The following is an 18,690-nucleotide window of genomic DNA, read 5'->3' on the forward strand; positions in this document are numbered from 1 at the left end:
AGCTCAGGGAAGGTCTTGGCGGACTTTGTAGAATCTCCGATCCAATCCACTGACGGAGGTGGCGAATGGGGGAGTGGGGGCTGGAGTTACCGGTTCCCACGAATCGGTGAGGTCGTCATTTTGCAAAAGTTCACCTTCTTGCGTCCAGTCGAGAACGAGGTCATTGCCGAGAAGAACCGGAGGGTAGAGAGTCAATTCCTCCTCAGGCGTCCGGATATTCATGGCGACGGCTCCGATGTAGTAATAGCCGGGCCCGTTGCTGTTGTGTGACCCCGCTGACAGCGAGAGCACGATGGTGCCTTCATTGGTCGGACGAATGCCGTTGATGCTGACCGTTTCGGTCTCGTTGCTGGCTGCATCCAAATTCGCAGATCCGGAATTTGCTCCCGTGATCTCGTAGTGAGTTTCGCGGTTGTCACTGACCCCCATCCGTGAGGCAAAAATCGTAAAATCGTAGGTCCAATCCCGGTTTAGGTTGGAGAATGTGAACGCCCCGGTTGGATTTGAATTCTGGCCATACAAGCTGTCTCTTGTTGCTCCAGAAGGGAACGGCCCGGAGCTCGTTCCATTTTTGTTGGTACCATCCAAGGAGTCCGTCAGCGAGACACTGATCGCGGTGGAGTTGCCCTCTCGATCGAGCAGGTCGTCGGTGTAGAGGGTGGGGGTAGCCGAGGGTTCGTCGATTACATTCCAGGAGTCGGCCGAGATGACGGTGTAACCGCTGCCGAAATCAAGATATACGGTTTGAGCGGTCGAGAGAGACCCCCATTTGAGAATACTACTTTCTGGCAGAGGATTTCCACGCTGATCGGTGACGGATGGCTTCACGTAGATGGCGTAGCGTCCGTTGATTGCCTCAGCCAGCGTTAGGGTGACATTCAGTCCGTCGCCGGAGAGATCTACGGCGATCGGCGTAAGACGGCGACCTCGATAGGCGATTTCGTAGTTATCCGCCTTGGTGGCACTGGAAGAATCAAGCGGCTCGCTGAACGAGAGGAAGATCTGATCGGGACCGGCCGGATTCGTGGAGTTCAAATTGGGCGGAGTTTGGTCAGGCAGAACGGTGAGAGTAACGGGTTCGGTTTCAACCGTGCGGATCCCGTCGTCGAATGCTGCGACATAGATGTCGCCATCCTGGCTAAAAGCCACGTCGCTCACCGTGAGGTTCAGGCGGGTGGCTCCGTCAATCAGATCTCCGTTTCGATACCACTGAATAGAGTAGGAGCGGTCAGCCTCGACTTGCGTAGCAAAGCTTGCCGAGCCGCCTTCTTCCAGTGTTTGGGAGGCCGGTTGCTCAGAGACTTCCAAACGAGTGTGGGGAATTGTATCGATTCGAAGGGTTCCCAGGTCGGTGTAGTGAGCGCTGCTGTTGTTCTCAGGGCCGGGGCTGAGAGCAATCGTGATCTCGCCTGAGGCATTGGGGAAGACGGGCAAGGTCGATGCGCTTTCTTCCACATTGCCAGCCGAATCGAGAGTGGCGCTTTCGACGGTTTCTCCAGTGACCGTGTAGCGCGTTTGAAATTGATCGCTGACCCCCATCCGTGAGGCGTAAAACTCAAAGATGTAGGCAACGCTTGGATCCATTCCGGTAAGCGTAAACTTCGGGGTGACGGTGCTCAATCCATTGTCAGTCTCAGTGTTTCCGTAGAGAAGGTCGCGTGTGGCAGTTCCCGGGAATAACGTGGAGTCGGTGGTGCCCGACGAAGAGCTTTGGTTGAAGCGTGAAAGGATCTTCAGCTCGATGGGATTGGAGGTTCCGTCATCGTATAAGAGCCCGCTGAGGACCGAGCCTTCGGTCGTCGCCTTCGGGTTGGTCAAATTGTTCCAGCTCTCTCCGGGGAGAGGATTACTGGGAGTTTCTGAATCGGTGGAGCCAAAGTCGATCAAGGTCACTTTATCGGTCAGTCCGGCCCGGTTGACGGTCTGCCAGGCGATTTCTTCGAGAAAGGTGAAGTCTTCGTCGGTAATCTTCAGGTTGAGGTTTTGAATTTCGGGTTGGGAGTGCAAGCCGACCGGACTGCTCTGGTAAATACTCGCATAGTGCACACAGGCCGAAAGATAGTAGCCGTTGTCGTTTCCGTGATACTCGTCGTATTTGTAGAGGTCGATAAAGTCCGGGTCGGAGGCCGGGAGGTAGCCGCCGGCGTTTCGCCAAGCATCGCCGACCGGATTGACGAGGACCGGGTATTTGTCCGGGTTGGTCTCCGTGAGGTAGTCGGCGAGTGCCTGATAGTTCGTCCGCAGTTCATCGATCATTTGGTCCGTCGTCGCGAAGTGTCCGCTATCAGAGGTTCCGGAGATCATTCCGTGCACTTCCGCACGCGACCAGGTCAGGTAGAGGTAGACTTGAGTGTCGGGATTGTTGGCCATTACCGAGTCGTAGAGCAACTCGCCGTATTCCATGTGTTCGTCGATGTCGCCGACATGGGTTGGTTGGGTTGAGTAGTTTTGGAGAACGACCTGAGTCCATTGCTCATCGTCAATGAAGCTTTGACTGTTCTCGTAGTGGTATTGGAAATCCTTTCCTCCGACGGCTCTCATCTCCGTAAGAGGATCCTCTTGGCCAGCGGCGTTTGCCAACGCATCGAAAATCGTAGGCACGCTCACAGTCCCTCCATCGCCGAAGGTGAAACTATTTCCGATAAAGAGGACCTTATTCTCGGCGTGTAGGATGGATAAGAAGCCGAGGAGGCCGAAGAGGGCCGCCAGCAAGCTGAATATTTTCGTACGATTGATCATGGTTATATTGGAAAAGGGAATTCATCGCGGTCTCGTTCGCTGTTGGGGGCGAAGGGATCCGGATGGATCGGAGGTCCCGGGTCTGAAACCCGAAAGGGCAAGACCAACGAGAGCGTTTACTTCGTCGGTCGGAACCTTGGGAAATATGAATAGGAAGGAACGGTGCCGCTCTCCGGAAAGGGAGAGTCCACGCGATTCGTTGAGTCCCGGCCGTGAAGGGAAACCGGGGCTCCTCGGGCTACTCGGATGAGTCTGGATTCAGGTATTCTTTGAAAACCTGTACGTTGACAGGATTCACCTCATCATCCGTGCCGAAGATGAAAATGTTGGATCGGAAATTGGTTCGGTGAGGCCAGAGTGAATTGTAGGCGAGGGTCCAGCTATCGCCTTCAGAGCGGGCAAACTTCACCTCAATTGCAGTCGTTTCACGATTGGAGAGTTCCACGACGGTGCTGTCCATGTCGTTCAATTGGAAGAGTTCTTCTCCGATTTTTCCCGTAATTGCGTACTCGCTCAAATTGAAGATTTGGTAGCTGCCCGCCGGGAATATTGATCGGTCTCTCTTGACGGTGAAAACCTGATAATGCTCATCACTTCCGCCGTCGTTTCCCATGAATAGGATGAGGACTTCCTTTTGGTTTGGGGAGAGTTTTGCGTTTGCAACTGGGATTCGTTGGATCGTTCCGTCCGAAGGGGATCTTTCTTCGCGGAAAAATATCATCGAAGGCGGTCCAGAATAAGAGTGAGGCTGGGTAAACGTCCGGGTGTAGATGCTGATCGTTCGGACTTGGCCATCGGACTCATATTTGAGGTCTTCGATATTCCTGTTTCCCAGCGCGAGGGTTGTAAATTCGACGGAGACCAAGTCCTCTTCCTTCATGGTGGCCGCTTGTGCGAGGCTGTTGAAGAAGAGCATAAGAGCAAGACCGATGGGGGCGGGATTCTTCAGGTATTTCATAGGAATAGTTCGTGCCATGAGACTAAATTGCTTCTGGGGTGATCCAGCGAAAGTCGACGATTCTGAACTTGCGTCCAAACTGTCCGGGAGGGTCATTTCGATCGGCACTTGAGTTGGGGGTTCCTTCCACCGGTTCGGCGACGCGCTGAACGACAGCTTCGCAGTAGGCTTGCGACAATATGCTGCTAGTTATCGGATTGCGGGAGTCTCCGTAAGCGCGAATCACGAAAGTATCTGAGCGAGCGGTGAGGATGGGCGCTAGTGCTTGAAGGATATCACCTTGGAGGAGATGACCCGTCATTCCGGCACTTTGAGAACCATGTACCGTGGTTACGAATGGAGAGGGGCCTTGCGTTCCCGAAAAAGTGTCGGATAGGGATGCCGAAATATTGGCGTTGACCGTCTGATCCAGGGATTGTTGAAGAATGCCACTCAGCTGTTCGTCATCGGTTCCGGAGACAGTATCTTGGAGACTGCGGTTGACAAAATTAGCCATGGATCCAAATGGGCGTCTACGTGCTTGAATTTGGGATACTATCTCATTTGCTAAGTCTTGGATTTGAGTAGCAGAGAGTTCGTGGTATCCGCGCCAAAAATTGTCGTTGGTGGTCGAGTCGTTCGTCTTGAAGGCACTCCCATAGTGGAGATTGAGTCGGGTGAAAAAGGTCTCGGTAGATTCGGAGGTGGGAATTCCGGTATTCGGGTCGTAGACGGGAAGATCCTGATCATGCATGGCGCTCAAGATAGCGGTCCAGGCTTCTACAGAGGTGGAGTTGACATTGAACGATCCGTTAATCATGAGTTGCGAGGCCCAGGCGTGATAGTCCTCCAGTTGAGTCTTGGCACCGTTGAAGATGCCTTCGTCGAGGATCTCTTGGCCGGATTTCGTAAAGAGGTAGCGCTTATTACCATAGGATTGTTCATCGACCGTCTCAGTGAGCTGATTTTTGGTCAGTCCAGGATCAATCGAAGAAAAAAAGTAGCTGTCCCAGAGTTTCTCATTAACCAGATAAGGTAGGTCATAGATGTCGAGTCCGCTCTGACCGTCATAGTCTTCATTGACGGACATGCCCATGGGAATGCGGGGATCTGCATAAGAGTTGCCGGCGATGTAGCTGGGATCGTGATTATATCGCGAGAGGTTGGCGTGCTGGAGGGCACCCAGCGAGAGCAATGGCTCGCGTGGAATGTCGAAAAGGATGACGTTGCCGGCACCAGTGGTTCCGATGGAGTTCCCCCAGCGGACGGAATACCGGGCATTGTTGACGGTCTGGGGTAAGCTAATGCTACTCTCGAGTCCACGGTCGCCCTGCGCGGCAAACCCGCTCATGGTCGTATTCCCTTGTCCACTCGTGAAGCCGTCCCAATCGGATGAACCTACAAGGGGTCGGAGATTGCTGTCTATGCCATTGCGAAGTCCGTACGGATCCCGTGTAGTTTGGAGATTGTAGACCCAGCTGGCCAAGTCGAATCCGCCCACCAAGTTTTCGGCTGCTTGGTTGCCCATCGGGTTATTCAAAGTAGCCGGGCTCAGATTGCTTCCTTTTTGCCAGAGGTTCCCGATTCTTTGTATACTTTTGAAGTAAGGGCTGGTTGACTTCGCATCTTTCCACATGCCCGAGTTTTTATCCTTACCTTCACGAAGGTTGAGAAACATTCTTTCGCCTATGTCGATTTTGGTGACTTGGATTTGTTCGCCTTTGCTGGCTTCGATATTTAATTTAAGAGAAAGTGCTCCGTTGGGGGATAGAGTATTGCGTAGCCAATTCGTTTTTTGCCATCCCGTAATCCAGTCGGTCCGGTCCTTGGGCATGAACAGGCGCGTTTCCCCAGGCAGAAAGGAGGTCGTGTTGTCGCCGGAACTGTCAGCCTTCTGAGTGTTCAAAATGAAAATCATGTAATTATCCAGTTTGTCATCAACGATGTCGAAATCCTTGAAGCTCTTGGTATAACTGTTGCCTCCGACGGTGAGGGTGACCGTAGGCTTGAGGTAAAAGTAAATGGCGTAGACTCGGTTCGAAATCTCGATGTTGTAAGGATTATAGAGTCCGAAAATTGGGTTTACATCCAAATAGACGTCATAGTTGCCATCATCGTTCGACTCCGTTCGAAGACTGAAGATGAACTGGATGCGCGAAAGTATAGGGTGAACAGGGTTGTTTTGCTGGTATTCATCGTCCCCTTTCGAGTTGCCCTCGTAGGGGTTAAAGCCATTTCGCAGGTCCGTATCGAGCCCGGGTGTGGGCACGATCGTTTCGAATGTTCCGGTTGTGGCCGTATTATATAGGTTATAATAGTCTTTGAGAATATCCCAGTTCGGACCGGTGGGAGAGCCGGTTTGACCATTCTCCAGTCCATCGACGAAAAATCGTTCCGGACCGTCCGCGGCCGTCCCAAATTCCATCTCGTAGACACTGTTGTCTTCGAAGGCGAAAGTAAGATCCTTTTTAAATCCGCCGTTACGAGTATCCACCAGCAGTCCCCGGCTCGCGGCCGTGATGTCGTGAAAATGCTTTTTGGAAACGGTCCGGTTTCCGGTGAGGAAATAGAGATCTTCGCGGAATTTGGCATCACCGATGAGAGCATTTTCCTCAACGTTTTGGCCGGAGAAAACGGTATCCATTTGATTGATGCCATACTGGTAGGAAACGGTAGTCGGTGAGCCGGTTTGGCTATCCGTGGGTAGGTTGTCTTCAGCCATGATGTTATACTTGGCTTTGATTCCCTCATCGCCCACCCAGTAAGCGTAGCGACCGGCGGTGTTTCCGCTGGGGTTCGGGATTTCCACTGTGGGAGCTTTGACGCGGACGCGGTCCCGTTCGGCTTGGGTTGCCGTGGGATCTTGATCGTCCACCAGCCAAACGGAATCAAATTGGGCATTCGGATCGGAAACGGTAGAGTCAGAGTCCAGGTAGTCGGGGTCGCTGGGAGACTTACCTTCATTGCCGCTGATCAGCCAGGCCGGTGAAGCGGTGGTGTTGCTCGCGTTCCAGATTCCTGTCCAATGAGGGTTCTCCGCATTTGCATCCGTGATGTCTCCGCGGGCTGAGACCGTTTGGTCGGGGCCTGCAAATTTCTGAAGTTCTCCAAAGGCGAGAAGCAGACTGAGCTCGGCATTTTCGCGCGCTTCCATCTTGCGCTGTTCTGTCTGGGCGCTGCTTGTCTCTACGGATAGGTAGGTCGACAGCGTCACCAAGAGCAGGAGGATGAAGGACATCAAGCTGAGCGAGATAATGAGTGCAAAGCCAGAGTCTGTGGATCGGAATCCTTGAGAAAGGGTGATTTTTCTAGGCATACGCTGTAGCAGAGAAGTTGAAGAGTGGCGATTGAAGAACGATCCGATTCCACGTAGGTAGACCAAGGCGTTGGGTGGGGCCCCAATTCCAAGGTCGGTTGAGATGCCGAAAGTGACTTCGGAATTTACAAGGAAATCCGTTCGGTCAAGGACGCAAACGGAGGATCGTTAAGTGATAGAAGTTTATGGTTTACTGTCGTTTCGTTAAATTTTCCGTTCTCCCACCGGCGCAGACGGTAGAGGGTGGCAAAGGAGTACTCGGGGGCCGCTCCGCCTTGCCCTCCGACAAGTTCACCTCCGCGTCGGACATTGTCCTGCATCCAAGCGGGAAGGAGGAGATGGTATGGGTTGCGGGCGACTTCGCCGGTGTGGAGCGAGAGGGCGGCCACCAAATCGGCGACTAGCTCGGCACTCGCTTCGACCATGAGATTTGGGGTGTCCATCGCTCCCCAGAATTCGGTTTCGATGACCGTGCAAGAAAAGTCTTTCATCTTGCTGAGAGCTTTCACGATCAGGTGGTGGGTCGAAATATGACGGGAATTCCAGTCTTCGACGTGAGGGAAAAATATGATCTCTGGAGAGAACTTTTCGAGGACAGCAATGACATCTTCGACTTCTAGATTGTTGAGATCGCTGCGTTGCTGATAGACTTCCCAGCCGAGATAGGCGCAAGCATGGTTGAGTTCGTCGGCCCGTCCAGATCGTCGGTCGGTGTTGCTGCCAAAGGTTACCGGGATATTGATGATTTGCATGCCAGCCTCTCGCATGAGCCGCAGGGGCAGCAGGCCGATGATGCATTCGTCGTCCGGATGGGGCGCGAAGATCAGTGCTTTGGATGGGCTCGGATGGACCTCCGTTTTTCCAGAAACGGAAAGACTGCGAGCGGATTCAACCGATTGTTGAATCTCTTGAACGAATTTTAGGTATGGATTCACAAAATTTTAGGGGAAGTTAGTGTTTCAGAGTGAATGTTGGGGGATCGACGAAATGGAGTTGGAGGTAGCCAATAGACTCTTCTTTTCGCTCAACGCACCGACAGGGAGTTTCGACTGCGGAGATGTGGGATGGGGAAACGCACTTTCCACGGAATTGGATCGTTCCGCAGACTTTGCGCAATCGACTATATGGCTCGCGAGCATCCTTATATGTTAGTCTTTTCTCGACTGAATTTTGTTGTCTGAATCGGATGTTTTTTTGATTATTTCGGAATGTCCGAGCTCACTAGCATTCATCGCCAGTTTCCGAGTCATATCCAGGATCCGACGAATTTCTACAGGGGGTTGAGTGTTTCGGACCGGGTCTTGGTGGACAACCTTCTCATTTTTCAAAGAACCTCTCGACGATCGCTCCGCCAGAACCTTTTGGAGAATCGCATGCACCATCGCTATGTGCTTACCTATGTGATCGAGAAGCCGGGGAAGGTTTTTCTGGACGGGGCGGCAGTGTCTTTGGAGGAAGGAGAAGCCTTGTTGGTCGCCCCTTACCAATATCACGACTATTATGAAATGGACGAGGAACGCTTGAGATGGCTCTTCATTACTTTCGAGGTCGTGCAGGGGGGCAGTTTTCTCTCCGAGCTGCGAAATCGTCCTTTGAGACCTGACGACGTTGCCCGTTCGCTTTGGGTTGAGCTAGCGGGGCTCTGGGGGAGCGACGTCCAGAGCGATGAACGGAGGTCTGAGATCTTGCCGACTTTGGAGCGTTTGCTTATGCGACTGAAGTCTTATGGGAAGATCGCCCTCCCGCGCCCTCAATCGGAACGGGAAGATTCAGGGGAGATGGGAGACGAATGGACGAGCCGGGTGGAAGAGCTGATTGTGAGATCTGTGTACGAAAACTGGTCTTTGGAGGAGGTGGCTCGTCGCGCAAACATATCGCTGCGATACTTACGCAGTCGCTTTGAGAAGGTGATGGGCGTGGCCCCGAGTGAGTTCCGTGCAAATTACCAGCTGCACGCGGCCATGCTTCTCATGCGCGATTCACGTTTGAGTTTATCTCAGGTGGCGGAGCGTTCCGGATTTGGATCGCTGCCCGTTTTTTCCCGGTTTGTGAAAAGGCGGGTGGGGTTGGCTCCGAGTCAGTTGAGAAAGAAACTCTTACGGGGAGAGTTCAAATTCGAGGTGCCTACCCGTTAAATTCCTACGGGGGCGCTTTTGCGGCCTATGATCCTGAGGGGATTCAGTGGCGCTCGGCAGGATCTCCTACTTTTTGGCTATAGGCTTTTGGAGGCATCCCGTAGGCGTTTTTAAACGCACGGGAAAAGGCAAACGGAGATTCAAAGCCAGTGCGGGCGGACACCTCGCCAACGCTAAGGGTCGTTTTTTGGAGGAGCTTCGCCGCTTCTGATAGTCGGGATTCCCGGATGTATCGGCCGAGGCTCACTCCCAGACTATCGCGGAAGATGGTTCGTAGGTAGCTTGCAGAGTATCCCAGTTCCTGGGCAAGATCGGAGAGGCTTGGAGCATCAGACAAATGGTTACGGATGTAATCATTGATTTGTTCCAGGATGACGTCCCGGGAATGGTCCGGTGTCTGAGAATGGGATTGCTCCGGGGGGATCCCAGGGAGGGAGACCATATGCCGCAAGAAGCGGGAAAGATGGTAGGAGATTGCCAAAGTGTCTTTTCGCTGCGAACCGGGTCGAGTGTACGGTTTGAGGGCTCTTTGCAGGAGGTGGGCACTCTCGATGTCGAGATGCCGGGGGGTGTCCTGTAGGGGAGCGAGAAAATCCGAATGAGCGATGTCAAAGGTGATGAAGAGCCAGTCGAGGTTTTGGGCTTCGACATCCATATAGTGATGAAACTGGTTGGGGAAGATGAGGGCGGAGCTGCCGGGGGAGAAATGATAGCTGTTCCCTCCGATCCTCACAGGGCCGCTTCCTTGTAGAGCCAGAACGAGCTCAAATCGATGGTGGAAGTTGTTGCTCACTCCTTCGGGACGAAACGCCGATACATCCGTTCGCTCGAAAAAAATGATATTGTTGGGAGCCTCGGACTCTTCGACTTTTAGGCCGGTAAATAGGCTCTCGGGAGGGGGGATCTTCCCCATTAGTTCGCAGATCGGCTGCAAGATCGAATCTGGCTCCGAAGCGGAAACGTCGACTGGACTTTCCCCGGCGGGCTCGGTCCGGAGGGCGCTTGATTTTCGGGCGGAGGGCTTTGGCATGGGTGTTTGCGAGGGAGGCACGGATCTGAGCATTTCAAGTTTGGCCCTGAACCAAGCCGTTTCTTTTTCTCTCTGCTCCGGGTTGCCTCTGCAACATTATTGTCGGCGGGTGGTTTCAGAATTACGCACCGATCAAATCGTGTGACTCAATTTCTGAACCGCGAAAGATGGGATTCCCATGGAGAGACAGAAAATGGGGATGAAGAGTCGGAAATAAGTAACTAAATGAACACGAGCCTTCACATTCTCACGAATCACTTCGAAGCGCCAGCTGGCCTTTCATTTACACTACGCAAACACTATCACGCCTGGAATCTGATTCTGAATGGGGTCGGGCTGCCGGAAGTCTTCGGCGTTCCTTCTCCCTCGAGTGAGGGCGGCAATCTGTCGGTGGGGCAGAGGCAATCAGTGTAAAGCTTGCGGATTCGGGTTATGGTTTTTGCTGAGAGGCAGCGAAGGGCGCTGAAAGCAACCCTTCCACTGTGAAAACGTACCACAGGCTGCCAGCCTGTGTCGGCGGTCAGGCGGATTCTGGGCTTCGGCGGCTAGGTTCGAAGTTTGAGGAAATCCGAGCAACGGAGGTCTGGCGGATGCCAGGATTGTTATCTATCGCTGGTCTGAAGCGCTTTTTGCAAAGGGCAGTTTTCCACATCGATGCGGGTGCCCTGTCGGTAGCCGGCGAGGAGGCATTTGGATTCTTGGGCGAGCATGCGCCGAACTTCACGGCGCGCACCTTTCTGTCGGGGGATGTGCATGTGGTCGTAGGCCGTGGTTTGGTGGCGGAGCCAGGCGATGGTGGCGGCCTCGGCGCGTTTCTCGATGGGGATGCGCTGAGTGCGGGCGACGGTGCCGCTGCCGACCGGGGTGGCGTGATTTCCAATGAGGTCGGCGAGCCGTTTGGCCAGCAATTCGTAACGGGGGTGGAAGCCGAGATAGTCGATCAGGGCTTGCTTGAAATCTTCCTGGTAGGCGGATTCTTGACGGGCGCGTCGGGCGCGGGATTGTTCCAGTTTGCGGGTGTAGGCCGGATCCGCGCGTTCCGTTTCCAGGGCGAGGCGTAGAGCCTCGATCCGCTTCGCCGGGGCCCAGATGCCGCGGGAGAATACCTTCCGGCCTTTCTTCTCCTTCACGATCCAGTGCGGACCATCCGCCTTAATGCGGCGACTCAGCGCCGCGTCGCCGGGCGGCAGCAGTTCCCAGCCCGCGGGGACGGCCAGCAAATTCCCTTGGACCGTGAAGACGTGACGCGGTTTCGGGGAGGGGCGAACTTCGATCGTCTCGGGCATTCCCCTTGGTGCCGGGGAGGGGGGTGGATTTCAATGCGGAAGTGGGCTATGGTGGGATGGATTGCGTCACAATCTTACGCAAAGCGGCCTAAAGGACGGACAGCAAACCGGAGAGGCAGGTAAAGGAAAAGTGGATGGTATTTTGTCGTATGGAGGAGGGGCGGATGGGAAATCTGCTCTGTTTTGGGTGGTTCTCTTCATGAATAGCCGATTGGTTGGGAAATTGCCCCATACTTGGGTTGACAGGAACGGAGATTGTTTGATTTTAATGGCAACTTAGTGCCAATAAGAAATAGGTTATTTATGAACCATCAGATTAGTTATTTTCCGATCGCCCGGGTTTTCCGGTCGCGCATTCGTATTTCCGTAGCGGCCATCCTTGCTGTCGTTCTGAATTCACCGACGATGGGACAGTTGAGCACGTCGGGAGGGTATTCGGCGAGTGAGGTGTTTTCGACGGGTGGAGACGCGATCGTGTCGTATCGAACGGGGGCTGATGGAAATCTTTACTATATGACCGCGATTTCGGGCTATCTGATGGGTGGAGTTTATCGTTGGGATGGAGTGAGTAGTTCTTCTGTATTCTCGCCTCCTTCGGATGGAAAAGTGTATTACAATGGAGCGAGTGTCGTTTCAGTGAACAATACGGTTTATTTTAATTATAGCACTAGCTCTCCTGGCTACTATGTGAGAGGTTATAACACTTCCACAAACTCGTTGGGGAGTGCTACGGAGACCCCAAATTATGCTTTGGCTTCTGGGGGCGCTGCGAATCCAAGCTCGTTGTGGATCGATAGTGGTTCGTCGGGCGGGACAGATTTGAGTTATGCCAATACAGATTCCGATGGGGCGATCATTGGTGGTGTTACTTCAATAGGAACGGTCGCGGGCAATTCTGGGCCCTTGGGGTTTGATAGTGCCGGCAACCTTTACTACGCGCAAGGGTATGGAGCCAGTAACTTGTATGGGTGGAGTGCGGTCCAAGTTGCCTCGGCAATTTCCGATCCGGTCAATAACGCGCTTTCCGTCGCCAATGCGGTTCTGGCCTATGATTGGAGCTCAGGTTATGCTGGATACGGAGGGTCCAGCATCGCCTTCGATGACGCAGGAGATCTTTATTTAACTCTGACCGACTTCATGAATTCATCGGTACTCGTCCAGTTTGCCATGGACGGTTTCTCGGTGTCAGGATCTACCGAAATCGCCAGTTCCTCCGGCCGTCTGGGGGAAGTCGTTTTTGAAGACGGACAGCTATTTGTTGCGAATGATGACGGGATCTATTCTCTGGTTCAAGTGCCGGAACCCGCGCATGCAGCCTTATTTCTCCTGAGTGCCGTGGCTGTCTTTGTCGTTCGTCGTCGTAAGCGTGAGGGAGTTTCGTAATGAAACGCAATCCCTGTCATTTTGCCTTGATGGCGGCAGGGCTTGTCCTCTTCGGGAAGCTTTCTCTTTTTGCGCAGCCCTATTCCGGGCTTTGGGAAGATGACGAGAACCTTTATGATGCTCCTATCCCAGGATGGGTAGGGCCTCTTGGGGATGGAGTTGCACCGAAGGCTCCTTCGGAGGATGATACAGCCGATGACGATGAGATCACCGAAGGGGAGGGAGACGATCTTTCGACGTTTGAGAACTCGATAAATCCTCTCTTTCTCGCTTGGGCGGATTACGTCGAAGAGTATGTGTTTAACGAGTTTACGGTAGATCCATACTGGAGTTATGCCAGTCAGGCTTTGGGCCCAGCCAGCGGAGACGCCTACGGAGTGGTCTCATTGGGAGACTTGGAGCAAATCGATTTGGATAATGAACTTGAACCTGGTTCCTTGACTTTGAGATTTGCTGAGCCCATTCGGAATTTGGCGGGAGCGGATTTCGCTGTCTTCGAGAATGGATTTCTCGATGCGGCGACTGCCTCGGATGATTTTCCGAAGATTTCTGCGGAGCTTGCCTATGTTGAAGTCTCAACGAATGGGGTGGAGTTTGTACGTTTTCCCGCGATTTCCGGGACGGAGGATTCGGTCGGGGGCTACGGTTCGGTGGATCCCACCAAGCTCTACAACCTCGTCGGGAAGCACGCCAATGCTTATCAGCGGAGTTGGGGAACTCCGTTTGATCTGTCGGATTTGGAGGGAACCGATCCGGTGGTTAACGGACTCGTGGATCTGGACGATATCCGATATATTCGGATTGTGGACATTCCGGGCAGTGGCGATTTTTTGGATAGCCTGGGGAATCCAATTTACGATGCGTGGCCAACCTATGGGAGTGGTGGGGCTGACATCGATGCGCTCGGTCTGATTAGTCAGGAGCTTTCTTTCGAGGATTGGACTGGGGATGAAAACTTGAGTCCTGAGTTGGATAAGGATGGAGATGGGATTAGCAATTTTGGGGAGTATGCCTTTCGATTGAACCCGAATCAGCCCGACTCCGAGCCGCCTTTTCGCATGGAAGTCGATGAAGATGGAGGATTGTATTTCCGCTTTCGCCGCGATCAGCGAAATTCGGATGTTCGCTACGTTGTCGAAATGACGGAGGATCTTCGGGATTCGGAGGCTTGGTTTGGAATAGCGGAGTTTGGTCCGCTTGATGCTGAAAATATTTTAGCAGTGGACGAAGTTTTGGGAGTGGAAGAAATATGGATGGCCGATCAAGCAAGCGTGGGAGTTCTTCAGGAGGTGAGAGTGCAGGTGCCGGAATTGCTGGCTGTTCCCCGGTTCTATCGGGTCCGATTGGAGGAGGCGGAATGAGGAGGCACCGAGTTTCAGCATTCACTTTGATTGAACTGCTCCTCGTCGTGGCGGTGATTGGCCTCTTAGGTTCGATTTCTGTGGTTGCCGTGAGAAAGGTACGCTTTCAGGCCCACAAAGGAGAGTCCGCCAGCAATATTAGACAATTGGCCGTGGCGAATCAGATGTACGCGGCCGATCACGGTCGATTTGCGCCGAATTCCAACGTCGCAGACGATATCCACTGGCATGGACGCCGAGGTGATGATGGAAAGTTTACCGGAGAGGGAGGTTACCTAAGCGAATACTTGGAAGGGAACCGAGTTCGATTTTGTCCTGTTCTTGAAGAGTATGTCGAGTCCGAGGAGGGAGTTGAGTTCGATGAGGGGACGGGAGGTTACGGCTACAATTCTACCTATGTTGGTGGGGATCCTCTTCAATTGGATAAGAAGGTAGATCGGAATGCACAAAGGGGAAGCCTGACGCCTTGGTGGGCGAGCGGGAGTCGCCGCAACTATATTGATCAACCGTCGAGAGTGGTGATGTTTACTTCTACAGCTTTAGTGAAAAACGGAGGAATCGTGGAGACGGGTACGAGTGCTCCCTATAAATCCATATCGCGTGGAGGACGTTTGCGTTCAGTGATGACCCCGACGGTGCATTTTCGTTTCAACGGGGAGGCTCTTGTCGCTTGGGCAGATGGCCATGTGACTTTCGAGGAACCAAACGAAGCGTCTATCGCGCACAATGTTTACGGAGACGACAACTCCATGTTCATGGTCGGTTGGTTTGGTCCAATTGAATGGAATGGCTATTGGAATCCGAATTACGAGGAAGAGAGGGCTTATTGAGTGAGAGCTCATGGCGTCCCGTCTCATCGAGCAGAGCTCGAAGCTACGGGATTTTGCCGATCCGATCAGTGGTGATGATCGTGGGAGTGGATGCCCCAGGCCCAGAGTTTGCCGGACCAGAGAACCTCGTCGCCGGACTCGAAGGTCAGTTTGACTTTGTGATGCCCGTAAGGATCGAGGGTCGCTTCGGTGGGGCCGAAGACGGAGTATTCGTCGTTCCAAGTCAGGGTTTCGGTGCCGAAGCTTCCTTGGATTTGGACGACGGTTTCCGGAGTGGGGGGAGCGTCCATGGCCACGGCGAGGTGAGGACCCGCCCAGGCCAGTTCGATGGAGGTTTCTTGGCCGTCTAGGTCAAGGGTGTAGAGGGCGCCTTGGTATTGGCCACGCTCGGCGAGGTGGGACTGCTCTTCCTTCCAGGCGTTCATCAGGGGGATGTAGGCGACGACTCCGATGAGGAGGAGGGCGAAGAGAATGATGAGGGGGAGGCGGTAGTTGCGTCCCTTGGGATCGAGGGTGCGGGGTTCGTCCGAAAACTGAGGGGTGGGCATGACAGTCGAAGGGTGCAAATGAAATTGACTTTCAAATTAACGAATTTTGAGGCGGGTGAAAAGTCTGTTCTTTGTCGGTGAGTCGGTGAGTCGGTGAGTCGGTGAGTCGGTGAGTCGGGTAGTCCGTGGGTCGGTAGTCGGGGGGGGGTGCTGCGGTGGAGGCGCTCTCTTGGCTGAGTTGATTGGGGAGAGCCGTTTCGAAGATTCGCTCCGCGCATCATCTCCTGTTCTCTACGTTCCTTCTCCCAAGGAATTCCCTTGTCCATGAAGCGACGACGGTGCATTCCCAGAAGGGTATGGCAGACCAGGATAATGTAGGACAATCGGGAGGACTTCAACTTGACGAGGATGGGCAGGAATTGCGCCCTCAGTTGGTCCTTCCACCGAATCTGCAGAAGGCCATTGAGCGTAGTGGCCAAGCGGTGGTGAAGCTGGAGTTGCGGGTGGGTGAGGAGTCGGTGGCGCCGGAAAATCTTGATCGGGGAGCGGGCTATGCCTTCTCGGAGGGGGCCGCCAAAGTGCTGTGGATGCTGGAGAACTGGTGTGGACGCTGGCCGGGGAGTATTCTTCAGCTTTCGACCGAGCGTCTGCAGGAGTTGCGATCGATGGCGGGTGGGGAGCCGATTTTTAAAATGCACGGGTCTGACGAGCCTTTGCAGGCTTTTTCGGAACCGTTGCTCTGGCTCGCCGAGCAGGCGCGCAAGAGTAAGGAGGGGCAACCCTCTCCGGCAGCGAAGCCGAAGCCGGCGGTGAGGAAACCCGCGGCCTCTTCGGCGCGGAATGTGCGTTCGGAAGAGTCCTCGGGAGTCACTCCGGGAACGATCGATGGATCGGAGCATTTTCTGGCGATTCAGTTGCCGTCTCCCGAGCATTCCGCCTACGAGGAGGTCCGGGAGCGAGTGAAGTCCGACCGCTTCAAACTGGAGCCGTCCAATCGCAAATGGTGGTTGCGTGATCGAGCGAGGGTGTTGGAATTTTTAGCGAAACACGGCGATGACATTGAATATCGCTGGCGCCTGAAGCCGACGGACAATTTTCGCAAACGCACGTCCAAAATCCGCTATCTCGAGCCGAAGATTTCGGTGAAAGCGAGCGGAAAGAATGAGGGTGAATATACGGTCGCCGTCGATTGGAAGGGGGCCTCGGAGGAAGAGGTCCTCGACGCCGTGCGCAAAGGGAAATCGCACGTCGAGTCCGGGAAGCGCGTTTATCTGGTGAAGCCGGAGAAAGTAGAGGAGGTACGCCAGCTGAAAGAGAAAGTTCGGGCGGCGAGCGGGGCGATGGATCCCTTTGCCTCTTTTTCCGAATCCAATGGCAAGTTTCGCGTCAAGGGCGAGGCCCTGCCCGTGGTCGAGGAAACGCTGTCGGAGATCGACCCCGAATGGGTTTCCCCTGAGGAGTGGAAGGAGAGTGTGAAGCGTCTGCGCGATCCGGATGCCGTGGAGATTCCGGATCTTCCCGATTCGATCGGATCGCGACTGCGTGGATACCAGAAGATCGGAGTGGCTTGGTTCTGGAATCTACACCAGAACCGTCTCGGGGGATTGCTGGCCGATGAGATGGGGCTCGGGAAAACCGTCCAGAGTCTCGGGTTGCTGGGAACCCTCGCCCGTACCGCGACCAAACCGGCCTTGGTCATCTGCCCGGCTTCGCTGGTCGAGAACTGGGTGCACGAGGCCCGCGAGTTCCTGCCCTCGCTGCGTGCGCATGGATACCGTGGGGCATCGCGGGATCTCGATTTTCCGTCTCTGGGCGGCAACGATTTGATCGTGACCTCGTATGGAACTCTCCGGGCCGACCGAGCCTTGTTCCTGAAAACGGAATTCTCGACGGTGATTGCCGACGAGGCTCAACATTTCAAAAATCCTTCGACCGAGACGGCACGCGTCATTCGTCGACTGCAGGGTGAGTCTCGCTTCGCTCTTACGGGGACGCCGATCGAGAACTCGATTGCCGACTTGGCGGGCATTGGTCGTTTCGCCCTGCCCACTCTTTTCGGCGGGCGGCGGCCGACGTCGAAGCTCGATGTCGAAACGACGATGGCGCAAGTGCGCCCCTATCTTCTCCGCCGGACCAAGGCCGAGGTGCTGACCGATCTTCCGGAGAAGTGGGAATCGAGACGTTTCGTAGCCCTGAGCGACGAGCAGGAAAGCCTCTACCGAGAGATCCGGGCCAAGACCGAGCAGCGCCTCTACGCCCTTCGGGCCGCCGGGGCCAAGGGCGGCCGGATGACCGCCGAACTCTGGACAGAGCTGTTGCGTCTGCGTCAGGCAACGGCGGAGCCACGCATTCTCAATCCCGATCTGCCCCGGAAGGCGTCGGCGAAGGCCGAGGGCCTTATGGAAATTATCAAAGAAGCGATGGATGGCGGCAGTCGTCTCCTCGTCTTCTCCCAGTTTACGAAGACGCTCGGGTGGCTCCGACAGGACCTGGAGGCCGAGGGCATCGCCTACGCCTATCTCGACGGTTCGACCCGAAATCGGCAGGCGCTGGTCGATCGTTTTAATGAAGACGAGTCCATTCCGGTGTTCCTTCTCTCCCTAAAGGCTGGCGGGACCGGGCTGAATCTGACCGGAGCCGATACGGTGGTTCATTATGATCCGTGGTGGAATCCCGCCGCCGAGGCGCAGGCTACCGACCGAGCCCACCGGATTGGCCAGACCCGTAAGGTGCAGTCGATCAAACTCATTGGAACGGGGACGGTAGAGGAAAAAGTTTTGCAGATGCAGGACGAGAAACGGGAGCTGCTCGGCAATCTCTTTGGCGGGGAAGGGGACTCCGAGTCGGTGATGAACCTGGAATCCTTGGTCGAGCTTTTGGAAAGCTGATGCGGGGTCTTTTAGTATCGGGATTGCTTTAGCTGCCGATTTGAGTGTGGAGAAGGGAGCCGTTCAGTCGCGTGAGAGAGCTGGAAGCTCTCCCTACTTTGTTTGGTAGCGGGGTAGTGCTTTACGGAGGGGGTGAGAAAAGGTAGCGAGAGCATCCTGCTCTCGATTTGCGTAGGGTGAGAGAGCTGGAAGCTCTCACTACTTTTGTTTGGTAGCGGGGTAGTGCTTTGCGGTGGGGGAGAGAAAGTAGCGAGAGCATCCTGCTCTCGATTAGCGCTTCATGAGAGAGCTGGAAGC

Annotated in this window: 13 protein-coding genes; 6 read left to right on the plus strand and 7 right to left on the minus strand. The window is 54.4% G+C overall.

Translation table 11 applies throughout. From position 1 onward, the window contains the following. Positions 1-3: 3 nt before the first annotated feature. The 4 genes from H5P30_RS08545 to H5P30_RS08560 all read right to left on the minus strand — a co-directional run bounded on the left by H5P30_RS08545 (position 4) and on the right by H5P30_RS08560 (position 7,927). Complete coding sequence (locus H5P30_RS08545; protein WP_185692530.1) at positions 4-2,739, minus strand: Ig-like domain-containing protein; 2,736 nt, start codon at positions 2,737-2,739, stop codon at positions 4-6. Between the two features lie 238 nt (positions 2,740-2,977). Next, the gene (locus H5P30_RS08550) at positions 2,978-3,697 is read right to left on the minus strand and encodes a hypothetical protein (protein ID WP_185692531.1); all 720 of its coding nucleotides are present in this window, start codon (positions 3,695-3,697) and stop codon (positions 2,978-2,980) included. Positions 3,698-3,719: 22 nt separating this feature from the next. Then, the gene (locus tag H5P30_RS08555) at positions 3,720-6,992 is read right to left on the minus strand and encodes a hypothetical protein (RefSeq protein ID WP_185692532.1); all 3,273 of its coding nucleotides are present in this window, start codon (positions 6,990-6,992) and stop codon (positions 3,720-3,722) included. Between the two features lie 125 nt (positions 6,993-7,117). Continuing rightward, the gene (locus H5P30_RS08560) at positions 7,118-7,927 is read right to left on the minus strand and encodes a PIG-L deacetylase family protein (RefSeq protein ID WP_185692533.1); all 810 of its coding nucleotides are present in this window, start codon (positions 7,925-7,927) and stop codon (positions 7,118-7,120) included. A 273-nt stretch (positions 7,928-8,200) separates the two neighbouring features. Between H5P30_RS08560 and H5P30_RS08565 the strand changes: the two genes are divergently transcribed. Next, positions 8,201-9,127 carry a helix-turn-helix transcriptional regulator gene (locus tag H5P30_RS08565; protein ID WP_185692534.1) on the plus strand — a complete coding sequence of 309 codons (927 nt, stop codon included), beginning with the start codon at positions 8,201-8,203 and terminating at the stop codon, positions 9,125-9,127. 43 nt (positions 9,128-9,170) lie between these two features. Here H5P30_RS08565 and H5P30_RS08570 read toward each other — a convergent pair whose 3' ends face one another. Beyond that, positions 9,171-10,157 (minus strand): helix-turn-helix transcriptional regulator, encoded by a 987-nt coding sequence (locus tag H5P30_RS08570; protein ID WP_185692535.1) that lies wholly within the window; start codon positions 10,155-10,157, stop codon positions 9,171-9,173. 225 nt (positions 10,158-10,382) lie between these two features. Between H5P30_RS08570 and H5P30_RS08575 the strand changes: the two genes are divergently transcribed. Continuing rightward, positions 10,383-10,571: a hypothetical protein gene (locus H5P30_RS08575; RefSeq protein ID WP_185692536.1), complete on the plus strand. Its 189-nt coding sequence runs from the start codon at positions 10,383-10,385 to the stop codon at positions 10,569-10,571. Positions 10,572-10,759: 188 nt separating this feature from the next. On the opposite strand, the gene H5P30_RS08580 is transcribed toward H5P30_RS08575, so the two are convergent. Next, positions 10,760-11,443: a DUF2293 domain-containing protein gene (locus tag H5P30_RS08580; RefSeq protein ID WP_185692537.1), complete on the minus strand. Its 684-nt coding sequence runs from the start codon at positions 11,441-11,443 to the stop codon at positions 10,760-10,762. Between the two features lie 303 nt (positions 11,444-11,746). Between H5P30_RS08580 and H5P30_RS08585 the strand changes: the two genes are divergently transcribed. The 3 genes from H5P30_RS08585 to H5P30_RS08595 are packed head-to-tail and all read left to right on the plus strand — an operon-like array spanning position 11,747 to position 15,017. Beyond that, positions 11,747-12,826, plus strand: coding sequence for a PEP-CTERM sorting domain-containing protein (locus H5P30_RS08585; RefSeq protein WP_185692538.1), 1,080 nt, complete (start codon positions 11,747-11,749; stop codon positions 12,824-12,826). Further along, the gene (locus H5P30_RS08590; protein WP_185692539.1) at positions 12,826-14,187 is read left to right on the plus strand and encodes a hypothetical protein; all 1,362 of its coding nucleotides are present in this window, start codon (positions 12,826-12,828) and stop codon (positions 14,185-14,187) included. Before H5P30_RS08585 ends, H5P30_RS08590 begins: the two co-directional genes overlap by 1 nt. Beyond that, positions 14,184-15,017 (plus strand): type II secretion system protein, encoded by an 834-nt coding sequence (locus H5P30_RS08595; RefSeq protein ID WP_281388034.1) that lies wholly within the window; start codon positions 14,184-14,186, stop codon positions 15,015-15,017. The genes H5P30_RS08590 and H5P30_RS08595 overlap by 4 nt, the downstream gene beginning before the upstream one ends. A 65-nt stretch (positions 15,018-15,082) precedes the next feature. On the opposite strand, the gene H5P30_RS08600 is transcribed toward H5P30_RS08595, so the two are convergent. After that, the gene (locus H5P30_RS08600; protein WP_185692541.1) at positions 15,083-15,565 is read right to left on the minus strand and encodes a hypothetical protein; all 483 of its coding nucleotides are present in this window, start codon (positions 15,563-15,565) and stop codon (positions 15,083-15,085) included. Between the two features lie 296 nt (positions 15,566-15,861). Between H5P30_RS08600 and H5P30_RS08605 the strand changes: the two genes are divergently transcribed. Beyond that, a complete protein-coding gene (locus tag H5P30_RS08605; protein WP_185692542.1) occupies positions 15,862-18,393 on the plus strand; it encodes a DEAD/DEAH box helicase in 2,532 nt (843 codons plus the stop codon). Positions 18,394-18,690: the final 297 nt, after the last annotated feature.

The sequence above is a fragment of the Puniceicoccus vermicola genome (genome assembly GCF_014230055.1).
GTDB lineage: Bacteria > Verrucomicrobiota > Verrucomicrobiia > Opitutales > Puniceicoccaceae > Puniceicoccus > Puniceicoccus vermicola.

What these genes read in the sequence shown, in the direction of transcription:
- H5P30_RS08545 (WP_185692530.1), bottom strand. Translation starts at nt 2,739, where the DNA reads ATGATCAATCGTACGAAAATATTCAGCTTGCTGGCGGCCCTCTTCGGC.
- H5P30_RS08550 (WP_185692531.1), bottom strand. Translation starts at nt 3,697, where the DNA reads ATGAAATACCTGAAGAATCCCGCCCCCATCGGTCTTGCTCTTATGCTC.
- H5P30_RS08555 (WP_185692532.1), bottom strand. Translation starts at nt 6,992, where the DNA reads ATGCCTAGAAAAATCACCCTTTCTCAAGGATTCCGATCCACAGACTCT.
- H5P30_RS08565 (WP_185692534.1), top strand. Translation starts at nt 8,201, where the DNA reads ATGTCCGAGCTCACTAGCATTCATCGCCAGTTTCCGAGTCATATCCAG.
- H5P30_RS08570 (WP_185692535.1), bottom strand. Translation starts at nt 10,157, where the DNA reads ATGCCAAAGCCCTCCGCCCGAAAATCAAGCGCCCTCCGGACCGAGCCC.
- H5P30_RS08575 (WP_185692536.1), top strand. Translation starts at nt 10,383, where the DNA reads ATGAACACGAGCCTTCACATTCTCACGAATCACTTCGAAGCGCCAGCT.
- H5P30_RS08580 (WP_185692537.1), bottom strand. Translation starts at nt 11,443, where the DNA reads ATGCCCGAGACGATCGAAGTTCGCCCCTCCCCGAAACCGCGTCACGTC.
- H5P30_RS08585 (WP_185692538.1), top strand. Translation starts at nt 11,747, where the DNA reads ATGAACCATCAGATTAGTTATTTTCCGATCGCCCGGGTTTTCCGGTCG.
- H5P30_RS08590 (WP_185692539.1), top strand. Translation starts at nt 12,826, where the DNA reads ATGAAACGCAATCCCTGTCATTTTGCCTTGATGGCGGCAGGGCTTGTC.
- H5P30_RS08595 (WP_281388034.1), top strand. Translation starts at nt 14,184, where the DNA reads ATGAGGAGGCACCGAGTTTCAGCATTCACTTTGATTGAACTGCTCCTC.
- H5P30_RS08600 (WP_185692541.1), bottom strand. Translation starts at nt 15,565, where the DNA reads ATGCCCACCCCTCAGTTTTCGGACGAACCCCGCACCCTCGATCCCAAG.
- H5P30_RS08605 (WP_185692542.1), top strand. Translation starts at nt 15,862, where the DNA reads ATGGCAGACCAGGATAATGTAGGACAATCGGGAGGACTTCAACTTGAC.